This window comes from Anaerobacillus alkalilacustris, assembly GCF_001866005.1.
In the GTDB taxonomy this organism is placed as follows: domain Bacteria; phylum Bacillota; class Bacilli; order Bacillales; family Anaerobacillaceae; genus Anaerobacillus; species Anaerobacillus alkalilacustris.
Genome location: NZ_MLQR01000037.1, coordinates 1 through 12,545, shown reverse-complemented (window position 1 = coordinate 12,545; position 12,545 = coordinate 1). Strand labels below are relative to the sequence as shown.

Annotated in this window: 12 protein-coding genes; 11 read left to right on the top strand and 1 reads right to left on the bottom strand. The window is 35.5% G+C overall.

From position 1 onward, the window contains the following. From BKP37_RS15530 to BKP37_RS15510, 5 genes are all read left to right on the top strand, one after another. Positions 1 to 651: transketolase-like TK C-terminal-containing protein (locus BKP37_RS15530; protein ID WP_281243076.1), on the top strand; the 651-nt coding region annotated here is incomplete at its 5' end. A gap of 35 nt (positions 652 to 686) precedes the next feature. After that, complete coding sequence (locus tag BKP37_RS15525; RefSeq protein ID WP_071310542.1) at positions 687 to 953, top strand: phosphocarrier protein HPr; 267 nt, start codon at positions 687 to 689, stop codon at positions 951 to 953. A gap of 241 nt (positions 954 to 1,194) precedes the next feature. Further along, the gene (fsa, locus tag BKP37_RS15520; RefSeq protein WP_071310541.1) at positions 1,195 to 1,863 is read left to right on the top strand and encodes a fructose-6-phosphate aldolase; all 669 of its coding nucleotides are present in this window, start codon (positions 1,195 to 1,197) and stop codon (positions 1,861 to 1,863) included. Between the two features lie 136 nt (positions 1,864 to 1,999). Further along, positions 2,000 to 2,845, top strand: a complete 846-nt coding sequence (locus BKP37_RS15515) for a Cof-type HAD-IIB family hydrolase (RefSeq protein ID WP_071310540.1) — start codon at positions 2,000 to 2,002, stop codon at positions 2,843 to 2,845. A 545-nt stretch (positions 2,846 to 3,390) separates the two neighbouring features. Continuing rightward, positions 3,391 to 4,341 (top strand): sugar ABC transporter substrate-binding protein, encoded by a 951-nt coding sequence (locus tag BKP37_RS15510; protein ID WP_071310539.1) that lies wholly within the window; start codon positions 3,391 to 3,393, stop codon positions 4,339 to 4,341. 852 nt (positions 4,342 to 5,193) lie between these two features. On the opposite strand, the gene BKP37_RS15500 is transcribed toward BKP37_RS15510, so the two are convergent. Further along, positions 5,194 to 5,946: a DeoR/GlpR family DNA-binding transcription regulator gene (locus BKP37_RS15500; protein ID WP_071310537.1), complete on the bottom strand. Its 753-nt coding sequence runs from the start codon at positions 5,944 to 5,946 to the stop codon at positions 5,194 to 5,196. Between the two features lie 410 nt (positions 5,947 to 6,356). Here BKP37_RS15500 and BKP37_RS15495 point away from each other — a divergent pair, with 410 nt between their 5' ends. From BKP37_RS15495 to BKP37_RS15470, 6 genes are all read left to right on the top strand, one after another. After that, positions 6,357 to 7,067 carry a ribulose-phosphate 3-epimerase gene (locus tag BKP37_RS15495; RefSeq protein WP_071310536.1) on the top strand — a complete coding sequence of 237 codons (711 nt, stop codon included), beginning with the start codon at positions 6,357 to 6,359 and terminating at the stop codon, positions 7,065 to 7,067. After that, entirely contained in the window at positions 7,067 to 7,624 is a 558-nt protein-coding gene (gene hxlB, locus BKP37_RS15490) for a 6-phospho-3-hexuloisomerase (protein ID WP_071310535.1), read from the top strand. Before BKP37_RS15495 ends, hxlB begins: the two co-directional genes overlap by 1 nt. 77 nt (positions 7,625 to 7,701) lie before the next feature. Continuing rightward, positions 7,702 to 8,877: a mannitol-1-phosphate 5-dehydrogenase gene (locus tag BKP37_RS15485; RefSeq protein WP_071310534.1), complete on the top strand. Its 1,176-nt coding sequence runs from the start codon at positions 7,702 to 7,704 to the stop codon at positions 8,875 to 8,877. A 26-nt stretch (positions 8,878 to 8,903) separates the two neighbouring features. Beyond that, positions 8,904 to 9,341, top strand: a complete 438-nt coding sequence (locus BKP37_RS15480; RefSeq protein WP_071310533.1) for a PTS sugar transporter subunit IIA — start codon at positions 8,904 to 8,906, stop codon at positions 9,339 to 9,341. A 121-nt stretch (positions 9,342 to 9,462) separates the two neighbouring features. Then, positions 9,463 to 10,902, top strand: a complete 1,440-nt coding sequence (locus tag BKP37_RS15475; RefSeq protein WP_071310532.1) for a PTS mannitol transporter subunit IIBC — start codon at positions 9,463 to 9,465, stop codon at positions 10,900 to 10,902. A 522-nt stretch (positions 10,903 to 11,424) separates the two neighbouring features. Beyond that, a partial coding sequence (locus tag BKP37_RS15470; RefSeq protein ID WP_483860434.1) for a transketolase family protein occupies positions 11,425 to 12,545 on the top strand: 1,121 nt, incomplete at its 3' end.

Sequence of the window (12,545 nt, the reverse complement as noted above, 5' to 3'; positions counted from 1 at the left end):
GTCACCTATGTTTTTACACATGACAGTGTCGCGGTAGGTGAAGATGGTCCAACTCACCAACCGATCGAACAACTTGCTTCCTTAAGAGCATTACCGAATATTAACGTGATTCGTCCGGCAGATGGAAATGAAACGGCAGCCGCTTGGCGACTTGCGGTGGAATCTACCACAACTCCGACAGCTTTGATCTTATCCCGTCAGAATCTCCCAACAATAGCGGGAACAAAGGAGCGTGCTTATGAGGGTGTTAGTAAAGGGGCATATGTAGTTTCAAAATCAGAAACTGATACACCACAAGTACTGTTGTTGGCAACGGGGTCAGAGGTGCAGTTAGCTTTAGAAGCACAGCGCGAATTGGCTAAGGAAAACATCTCGGTATCCGTCATTAGTTTTCCATCATGGGATCGATTTGAAGCCCAATCAAAAGAATACAAAGAGTCAATCCTTCCATCTGATGTGAAGGCACGATTAGCAATCGAAATGGGATCATCTTTAGGATGGGAGCGTTATGTAGGAGAACATGGGGATGTGTTAGCCATTAATCGTTTCGGTGCTTCGGGTGCAGAATCCAAGGTCTTAGAGGAATACGGTTTTACCGTAGACAATGTCGTGTCAAAAGTAAGAGAATTAATGAAGTCTCTACACTTATAAAATAAAAAGAGTTTTTAGGATATGGAGTGATCAAAATGGTTGAAAAAATTTATACAATAACTAGCGAGTCTGGAATTCACGCAAGACCGGCGACCTTATTAGTTAACAAGGTTACACCATTTTCTTCAGAAGTGAAACTTGAGTATAAAGGAAAACAGGTGAATTTAAAATCTATTATGGGTGTAATGTCGCTAGGAATCCCACAGGGAGAAACAATTAAAATAATTGCTCAAGGCGATGATGAAGAACATGTGCTATCAACTATAGATGAAATGATGAAAACAGAAGGATTAGGTGTGTAAAATGAGTTTTATCCGACTCTTAAGAGGCAGTAGGACCCCACCTCAAAACTTAAGAAAATCGAAGAGTTTAGGTGGGGGATAACTGCCCCTAAAGGTCCGATATAGAATAACTTTCATCAGTGAAAACTGGAGATGGTGTAAGTTAAACTAACAATCAGTGGGGAATGAAGGAACCCCCTACTGATTGAAGGGCAACTTTATGTTTGATATTCAAATAAAATAATAAAATCTGGAGGGGACTATGAAATTTTTTATTGATACTGCAAATCTTGAGGATATCAAAAAAGCATATAAAATTGGTGTTTTAGCTGGTGTTACAACCAATCCTTCTTTAGTAGCTAAAGAAGGTGTGAAATTCGAAGAACGTATTGCAGAAATCTGCCAAGCAGTTCCACATGTAGAATCCGTATCGGCTGAAGTAACTCCAGATGCGGTTACTGCTGATGAAATGATCGCTCAAGCTGAAGAGCTTATTAAAATTAACGGTGGGGATGAGAAAGTTACGATTAAACTCCCAATGACATTAGCTGGTTTAGAGGCTTGTCGTTATCTTACAGACAAAGGTGTTAAAACCAATGTTACGCTTATTTTTACTGTCAACCAAGCACTCTTGGCTGCCCGTGCAGGTGCCACATTTGTTTCTCCGTTCTTAGGGCGTTTAGATGATATTTCTGAAGATGGAGTACAATTAGTAAGCAAGATTGCTGAATTATTCCGTGTTCAAAACTTAGAGTCACAAATTATTGCCGCTTCTGTTCGACACCCAGATCATGTAACCCGTGTGGCTATGGCAGGTGCTCATATTTCGACTGTTCCTTATAGTGTTATTGAGCAACTTTCTAAGCATCCCCTAACGGATCAAGGTCTAGAAAAGTTTGCGGTTGATTGGGAAAAAGTGAATAATAAATAGTAAGTATCATTTGATTTGTCTTATAGATTGGAAATATAAAAAGTGTTTATAAATGTCAACAGCCTAAGGTTTTGTCAATAGACAGTAGGCTGTTGGCATTTTGCTATATCAAGCTGATCTAGAGGAAGGTGTAGAAATGTCCTATCAAACAATTATATTAGACATGGATGGTACTTTACTTAATGAATTTAGTAGTGTAAGTGATAGACTAAAAGAATACTTAATAGAACTTAGAAAAAGTGGCAAATTAATTTTTATTGCAACGGGAAGAACTTTAAATGAAGTGAGGGACGTCATACCCCATGATTTAGAAGTAGATGGGTTGGTTACTGCAAATGGGATGTCAGTTTTCATTGGCCAGAAGCAGATTGTTGAACATGCGCTGCCTCCTATACTTGTTAAAGAACTAGTCGGAAAAGCAAGAAATAGGGAAATCTATTATGAAGTTCACCCAAATGAAGGAACGAGATTCACCTTAAAGCAAGATAAAACTTATATGTGTCAGCATACCATGGACCCTAAACCTGATACAGTTGAAGGGAATGAATGGTTTTCAAGGAGGATTGCTGTAAAAGAGCAGATAGTGTGGCAAGATCAACTCAATGTACAAAACATTTCGAAATTATATTTTATTAGTAAGGATATGAAACTTATCCAAGAATGGAAAATTAAACTAGATAATTTAAAGAAACAAGTTGCGTTTACTACTATTTCTTCCACTGATCATAACGTAGAAGTAATGGTTGCTAATGTTTCAAAAGCAACGGGCATACAATATTTACTCGATAAATTTGCATTGTGTAGAGACCGCATCATCGCAGTTGGAGATGGTGAAAATGATCTTCCTATGTTTAAGTTGGCCTCCTATTCTGTTGCCATGAAAAATGCCCCTGACTTTGTTAAAAGACAGGCGGATGACGTAACTGATTATTCATACAAAGAAGACGGATTGTATCACTTTCTGAAGAAAATTTTTAAATAAAGCGCTAAAATATTGAAGGATAATTAGTTTAAAGAGATATCTCCAGATTTAGCTCAAAAACTAGTTGATAGATACAGATAATATAAAACTAAGAAAAAAGGGCAACGGAATGTAAAGTTTTTATTAGAATTAGAAACTGCAATGGAGGATTATATAAAGAAGAGTTTACCAAAGTGCTGCAGCATTAGAAGGTCAGATTTTAAGTCCAACTATGTTTCTGAAGAGAGATTTTCATTTAGCGTAGAAAAGAAAATTAGAGTCTTTAAAAGAGCATAGGTCCAAATACCAGAATCTATAAATCCTATTATTACTAAATTATTATATGATATCTCAGGTGGTCAATAAGTAATTACATCTTATTGGAGAAACGTGATCAATAACATAATGATTAGCAGACCAAAATTGTTTTTCGGTAATCTTGTCCATGAGAGTGCCCTTTATTAGTAGATATGGACGGTTTACCACCTAGCTAATCTTTAAAGAAAGAACGAAAGTGGATAATTTTCAAAGGGTTGATAAGAAAATACAGAAACGGTGGGGTTTGAATGTTGAGTAACAGATTAAAAGTTTTAATAGTAGTCATATCTGTTTTTACCATTGTCATTGGTCTAATTTATAATCCATTTGCTGGGGAAAAACCAAAGGTTGTCGTTGTATTAAAAGGTTCTAGTGAACAATACTGGCAAATTGTGAAAGCAGGAGCTGAAAAAGGGTTTCTTGATTTTGGTATAGAAGGAAAAGTTATTGCACCTAGGGACGAAACTGAAGTCGATTTACAAATAAATTTATTAAAAGCTGTACTTAATGATCAACCAGATCTATTAATTGTCTCCCCCATTTCAGCTGAGATTATTCCGATATTAGATGAGTTTAATGAAAATGATATTCCCGTATTGCTACTAGATACCGATTATCCTTGGGAAAATAAAATTGCTTATATTGGCACAAACAATTTTGAATTAGGAAAAATGGGTGGGACGTTTTTAGCAACGCAACTACATCCTAGCAATGAAGTAGCTTTGATTGCTGGGGATTTAAATCACCCAATCTCAGGAGAACGGATAAAAGGGGCAAAAGCAGGCTTAGAAGCTGCAGGGATTAAAATTGCGACAGAAAAAATAAATTTACCGAATGAAGCTGAGCCAGTAAAAGAAGTAATGGAAACGATTCTGCAGGATCACCCGTATATAAAAGGTGTTTATGCAATAACTGACATCATGGCATTAGGTGCTTTTGAGGCGATTGAGGAAGCTAGTCTGAACATGCCAGTTATAGGAGCAGATGGGGTTATTGAAATGATTAAATTAATAGAAAACGGAATTTTACCTGGTACAGTCGCACAAAACCCTTATGATATGGGCTATTTAAGTGTTGAAACTGCTATTAAAGTGCTTCAAGGAGAAGTAGTTGAAAGTACTATTGATAGTGGTGTAGATATTATTATCAAAGGTAATGCGTTGCAAAGGCTAAGCTTCCAAAAAGAATTAATGAAATGAGACATTTGAAAATCCGTCATTATGGATAAGGCTTGGGTGAGGTTTGTACATTGAAAAGAAAATCTAAATTTCTAATATTTGTATTTCCAGAAGATATTCGAGAACTGCGTGATTTTAACTCGTCTTCGGAAGAAATAGGTTGGACACATGACATCTGAAAAGAATCGTATCCAAAAAGTGTTGGAGGCTTCAAATATTAAATTATGTACGTTCATTTCTGATGTGCTCGGTACTTCAGGAAGAAGGTTATTGGAAAAGTTAATCTCTGATAGGATATGTCGACGAAATCGAAGTGGAAAAACATATTCATGGTCGTATGGCTCACAAAAAGAAACAAATCACAGATTCATGATAACAAATTTCGTGGATTAATCGGTTTACCTTTGTTTGTTCAAATAACAAGGTCATGTTCATTATTAGCATCTCGATACTTTAACTTGTTTGCGATCTTATTCTTTCTCTGTAGTTTAAGGGCTGAAAGAGTATAATTTTCTAATGTAATTGAACGATTACCAGCTTTGCTCTTAGTACCTTCTTTGAATCCTTTTAAATCATGTGTGAGCGTTTGCCTTACATTACTGCCGTCGGAAACCTGAAAGGAAAGTTAGTACCCTTAGGAAAAATCTGTTAGAACGTCGTGTTCATATGGTTACCGTACTCGAGGGTATGTATGGTAGGGTAGGGTAGCTTACAGTATTGGCTATCTACAATTAGTAAAAAGGTTAAGAGTCAACCTATGGGTAAACTCTTAACCTTTTTACTAGATTTGACCGTATTTAAAAGAATAAAATAAGTAATCTAAACAAAGGAGTTCGGTTATAAAATTTTTTCTCTATAATTTCTTTATAAGGATTATTCAGTGATTACAGTTATTTGTTGACTTTCATATAATCTTAAAATATCTGGTTGAATATTATCTGTAATTAAATAAGTTAAGACGTTTGATGGGGAGACGATGTGATTCGAAAAGGTATTTAATTTATCAGATGTCACCATACCAAGTATTTCATTTGATACAGATGCCATTTTTCTTTTAACCGCAGCTTCAGCCAAGCTAGGAATACTAATTCCAATGCTAGGATCGATTTTATGAATGCCCATTACGTACAAGTCAGCCCTCATATTATTTAAGGATTCTACTGTATCAATCCCTAAGTTTACCATCGATTCTTTAAATAAAGTTCCGCCGATCATGATAACTTCAATATCGTTATGATTCGTTAAGGCCATGGCAATTGGCGGACTGTTTGTTATGACAGTTGCTTTTAACGTTAATGGTAGTTGATTTACGAAGTGTAAATTTGTAGTTCCTCCATCTATTAATAAGACCATATTTTCCTTAACAAATTCTAATGCCTTTTTGGCCAAATTCATTTTAATTTCATTCATTACGTGCTGCCTTGTAGAAAAGTCTACTACTGGTGGACCTATTCTCAAAGCTCCGCTGTGAACTCTCCGAATTAAGCCCATATTATCAAGTTCTTTTAAGTCTCTACGTATTGTATCTTCTGAAACGGAAAGTCGTTGGCTTAGATCACTAGCAATCGCTTTTTGCTCTTCATTTAAGATTTCTAATATTTTCTGTTGACGTTCTTGTTTTAGCAAGGACTTTTCACCCTTTATTATTATCTATTTTTTTTTATATTACCACAAATAAGGAGAAATGCGCAAAACAAATACAAACACGCACTAACATGCAAAAAAACGCAAAATAACTATTTACTTTTATGATAAATCACTTTATAATTTGATTAACAGCAAGAAAAAGCATAAACGTGCAAAAAAGAAGAGGGTAACTATTGCTTCACCAATTTTGTTTGCAGATTTATGTAATCTAGAAAAAGTGTAAAAGAGAGGGGGAGTGTTGTTATCTATTTTGTTGAATGTAACCACAAATAATGAAAAATGCTCAAAAGAAACCAAAAATGCAAATTCGTGCAAAAAAACGCAAAATTATTATTTAACTTTATCTGAAAGCGTTTTATAATTCAAAAAACAGTATAAGGAGGCATTACATGCAACATAGAAAAATAACAATCGCTCCATCAATTATGTGTGCGGATTTATGTAATCTAGAAAAAAGTGTGAGAGAGATTGAAAAAGAGGGATTAGACACTTTACACATAGATGTCATTGACGGTGCTTTTAGCCCGAGTATGCCATTAGGTATCGATACAATTAAACGATTGAGAAAAATTACGGATATGGATTTCGATGTTCATATTATGGCAAATGATAATGAGTTTTTCATTCAAGAGATGATTAATATAGGTGTGGAACAAATTTCTTTTCATATAGAAAGTAGCGTTCATATTGATCGTTATGTGAACTTAATAAGAAAGAGTGGAACAAAAGTAGGTATAGCGTTGAACCCTGCAACACCATTATCAGTTTTGGAGTATGTTTTACCTCAATGTGACACAGTGGTGTTAATGTTAATCAATCCTGGATTTGCAACTGATAAGAACGAGAAACAAATATCATATGCAATTAAAAAGGTAAAGGACCTTCATCAACTTATCCAAGAGAAAGGCTTGAATACAAGAATAGAGGTAGATGGCAGAGTATCCTTAGAAACTATTCCTGGTTTAGTAGATGCTGGTGCGGATATCTTAGTTGCAGGAAGCACAAGTTTATTCATAAAAGATAAAAGTATAGCTGAAAACAAGCAAATCATGGAGGAGCGAATTTCCGAAGGGATTTCTTTAGGGGAGGCAGTAAAATAATGAATTATAACCAAGTTCAAAAGGAAATTACAGAAGAAATTTCAAATACATTAGGACAGATTAATAGTGAGAGCATAGCGGAATTGTTATCAGAGATTAAAAAAGCAGATAAAGTATTTTTTGTAGGTGTAGGTAGAGTATTACTTTCTTTAAAAGCGGTAGCCAAACGATTGGCACACCTTGGTGTCAAAACCTATGTGGTGGGGCAAATTACTGAACCGGCAATTACTGAAAGGGATTTATTAATAGTAGGTTCAGGTAGTGGTGAGACTGGATTCCCATTAATTATTGCTAAAAAAGCAAAACAATATAATGCTAAAGTTGTTCATATTGGAGCTAACCCTGACTGTTCAATGAAGGAGTATTCGGATCATTTTGTAAGGATCCCGGTTAGTACCAAGCTACAATTAGCTAACGAAATTCCGTCCGTTCAGCCAATGACGAGTTTGTTTGAACAAAGCTTGCTATTATTAGGTGATACGTTAGCGTTAATGTTGATTCGCGAACAAGATATTGATATGCCTAGTTTGTGGGAGTATCACGCTAACTTAGAGTAGTAATTAAACGTCGGAGATTATCGAATAAATGTGTACTATAATACAGAGTCAGTGATTTGGTGAAGGGAGAAGAAAAGATGCGAGCATTGCATTTTGGATCGGGGAACATCGGAAAGGGTTTTATCGGTTATTTACTAAACAAAACAGGTTACGAACTTTGTTTTGTTGATGTTAATCAAGAAGCGATCGATCGATTTAACCAAAACAATAGATACCTTGTTGAAACTTTAGATGATGGCCATACAGTCGAAGTGGTTTCTCCGGTTTCAGCCTTAAATGGTTTAACTCAAAAAGAAGAAGTAATTGAAAGAATTGAAAATGCAGATATTATTACTACCTCTGTTGGGATTAGTAATCTGTCTCGTATTGCAGATGTCATCTCAAAAGGACTTTTAAAGCGGATAAAATGGAATAAAAACAAGCTGGACATTATAGCGAATGAAAATGCTATTAACGCTTCTTCGACATTAAAAACTGAATTAGAAAAGCATGTTTCCCCTAGAGAGATGGAAGAAATTCTAACTTTGGTTAGTTTTCCAAACTCTTCAATAGACCGTCTTGCTTTATCAAAGGAAAGTAAGGATGATGAAATTGCTTTAGTGGAACCTATGTATGAGTGGATAATAAATAAAAAAGAAATGGCAAATCAAGAACTTCCACCTATTACAGGTGCAACTTACGTTGAGGATTTAAAACCATTTATAGAAAGGAAACTATATTCAGTTAACATGGGCCATGTAACAACTGCATATATTGCATTTCTTTTCAATGAACCGACAATTCAAAGTGCATTAGAAAAGCCGGAAATTGAACAGTTTGTTAGAGGGATATTGAATGAAACAGCTCAATACTTTATTAAGAAATTTAATGTCAAACAAGAAGAAATGGATGATTATATCAACAAGACATTAATTCGATTTAAAAACAAAAACATTAGTGATAATATCTATAGAGTAGGAAGATCCCCTCTTAGAAAACTAGGATACAATGAACGATTAGTTAAACCTACACGAGAACTATTCGAGTTGGGATTACCAATTGAACACCTTACTGTAGCTATTGCTGCTGGGTTTTTATTTGATAATCCTGACGATGAGGAATCTGTAACTTTGCAAAACTTCATCCAAGAGCATGGCCTTAAAAAGGCAATCGAACACTTTACTCAGATAAACGATGATAGAATTTTAAATGCTGTAATAGATAACTATAACAAACTGAAGATGAAAAAAAATAATGATTTAATTCCGGTTTAAATGATTAAAGAAGGGAAGTTGAAGTAATGTTATGTAATTATTTAGAAGATACTATAGAGTTAATAGATTCAGCCCCGTCTTGGGAAGATTCTATTAAGATAGCTGCTGAACCTTTGTTGAAACAAGGGAACATTAATGAAAGTTATATCCAAGATATGATAAGCAATATTCATAAATTTGGTCCCTATATAGTAATTGTACCTGGAATTGCTATGCCGCATGCTCAAAATAAAGGTGGAGTGATCAAGAATGGAGTTTCTCTATTGAAATTAAAGAAGCCAGTCCTTTACCCGGAGGATAAGGAAGTCAATATTGTGATGGTTTTAGCAGCTACGGACAGTTCTGGTCATCTAGATCTAATTTCAGACCTATCTTCTGTCTTAGCTGATGAGGACATAAAGAACAGCTTAGAGAATGCTAAAAGTAAAGATGAAATACTTAGGCTAATTAAGAGTGTTGAGTAATTTTCATTAAGTTTTCTGAGGGGGCATCTTCATCTAGGTTTAGTTTATATTTCACTTGAATTATATTCGCTAATTTATTTGCAATTTTATATTACATCTTAATTGGAAGGGTGGAAATTATATGTCAACTCAAACGGCAACGACGCAAAATTCTGTATCAAAGCCCTCAATCCGTGCAAAAATTCAAGCAATGGGTGGATTTTTAACAAACATGGTGCTTCCTAACATTGGAGCTTTTATAGCATGGGGGATTCTTACTGCACTGTTTATTCCGACTGGTTGGATTCCGAATGAATATTTGGCAGAAATGGTTGGTCCAACTATTATCTACTTATTACCGCTACTCTTAGCTTACACAGGTGGTAGAATGGTTGGTGGTCAAAGAGGAGCTGTAATGGGTTCAATAGGTGCAATCGGATTAATCGTTGGTTCTGATATTCCAATGTTTTTAGGTGCGATGATTATTGGACCTTTAGGTGGTTGGGTTATAAAACGATTTGATAAATTGCTAGAAAATAAAATCCGTGCTGGATTTGAAATGGTTATTAACAATTTTTCTATCGGTATTTTAGGGTTCTTACTGTTACTTCTTTCTTATACTGTTGTAGGTCCAGTAATTGAAGCAGCTAACGTATCTGTTACCGTTGCAATTCAAGCCTTAGTTGCAACCGGTTTCTTACCGTTGCTATCTCTTATTAATGAACCAGCCAAAGTTTTGTTTTTAAATAACGTGATTGACCAAGGGATCTATTATCCTCTAGGTATGCAAGAAACGCTTAATGTAGGTAAATCTATTTTTTTCACTGTAGCGTCTAACCCTGGACCAGGTTTAGGTTTACTTTTAGCTTTTACTTTCTTTGGTAACAAAATTGCAAGAAGGACTGCACCAGGGGCGATTATAATTCATTTCCTTGGTGGTATCCATGAATTATACTTCCCTTACGTTTTAATGAAGCCGCTTACGATTATTGGTATGATTGCTGGTGCTATGTCAGGTATTGCAACTTTCCAACTTTTCGATGCGGGACTTGTTGCTGGCCCGAGTCCAGGTTCGATATTCGCATATTTAGCATTAACTCCTAAAGGAAATTTTGTAGGAATTATCTTAGGTGTACTTGTTGCGACAGTAGTTTCATTCCTTGTTACATCTTTAATCTTGAAGTTGGACCGAAAATCAGATGATGAAGATGCTTTAACAGAGTCTATCGAAAAATCTAAAACTATGAAATCAGAAGGAAAACAAATTCTTAATGCTTCTACTGATGTAGTGGGCAGAAAAGCAGTTAATAAAATTTCTTTTGCTTGTGATGCTGGTGCTGGTAGTAGTGCATTAGGTGCAACAACCTTTAGGAAAAAACTTCAAAAAGAGAATATTGAAGGTATTGAAGTAAAACACTACAGAATTGAAGATGTCCCTAAAGATTCAGACATTATTGTGGTTCATAAAAATCTATTGGACAGAACAAAACTTTCGTTTAAAGACAATGAAATTATTACTATTGAGAATTATATTGGTGATCCTAAACTCGAAGAATTATTAGATGAGTTGAAAGAACGATAATTCTAGTAATGATTATGGGGTCTAATATATCTGAACTATGATATTTAAAATGTAGGTAAAAGGGAAACTGTTGATGTTTCCCTTTTACCATCTGTGTCACGGTAAATTGGTTAGATTCTACTGTGGCTCTACATAATACTACTTCGGTATTAGAGAAAGTTCTTTACGTGTTTCTTTACTTTCGTGGTGTGAAAAAATGTAAATAATTATAAACATGAATTTAAAAACCTCTGATGATGTGAACAAAGTTAAACCTGATTCATTCTTTATCTTGAAGCTGAAAAATGTCTAAATGTATATCCGTCCTACTGTTTAGTTTTTGAGGATTCGGCAAATGGAGCACAAGCTGCAAAGAGTTCAGGGATGAAATTTGTAATTGTACTGAATGAAATTACTAAGGAATTGAACTTTTGTGAAGCGGATCATCGTTTAGAGTGCGTTGTTAGTTTTATCTATGTAAATAAGAAACGTAAAGATTAGTGTTAATAATATAAGTAAAATTAAAGATTTGGAGTGTTGGAAATGCAAACTAAAATAAAAAAACCAATTGATCAGTTGTCGATAAATACAATTCGTACACTATCAATAGATGCTATTGAAAGAGCCAACTCCGGACATCCAGGGCTACCTATGGGAGCGGCACCTATGGCGTATGAATTATGGACCAAGCATATGAATCATCATCCAAACAACCCAGCATGGTTCAATAGAGACCGCTTTGTGTTATCAGCGGGTCATGGTTCGATGTTATTGTACAGTCTATTACACTTATCGGGCTATGATCTATCAATGGAAGAGATTAAAAACTTCCGTCAATGGGGTAGTCAAACACCAGGTCATCCCGAATTTGGACACACACCAGGTGTAGAAGCAACGACCGGTCCTTTAGGACAAGGAGTTGCCATGGCAGTGGGGATGGCAATGGCCGAACGTCATCTCGCAACAACTTATAATAAAGACGGTTATGAACTCATTAATCACTTTACTTATAGCATTTGTGGAGATGGAGACTTGATGGAAGGCGTTTCTGCTGAAGCAGCTTCACTAGCAGGACATCTGAAATTAGGACGACTAGTCGTATTATATGATTCAAACGATATTTCACTTGATGGTGACTTAAATCTTTCCTTCTCTGAAAGTGTAGAAAATCGTTTTAAAGCATACGGATGGCAAGTGATTCGTGTGGAAGACGGTAATAATTTAGTTGAAATTAACCAAGCAATGGAAGAAGCAAAGAATGATCTAGATCGACCAACACTGATTGAAGTAAAAACAACGATTGGGTATGGTTCACCAAACTTTGCAGGTACATCTGATGTACACGGTGCACCACTAGGAAAAGAGGAAATAAACTTAACAAAGGAAGCATATAAGTGGACATTTGAAGAAGACTTTTATGTTCCTGAAGAAGTGTATAGTCACTTCCAGTCCCTTGTAGTGGAAGCAGGGCAAAGGAAAGAGGAAGAATGGAATACATTATATGATGCTTATAAAAAAGAGTATCCTGAGTTATCCGAAAAATTAGATAACTCAATCAAAGGGAAACTGCCTGAAGGATGGATCGACCAATTACCATCGTATGAAATCGGGACAAGCTTAGCATCACGTGCATCTTCAGGTGAGTCACTAAATGCTATTGCAAA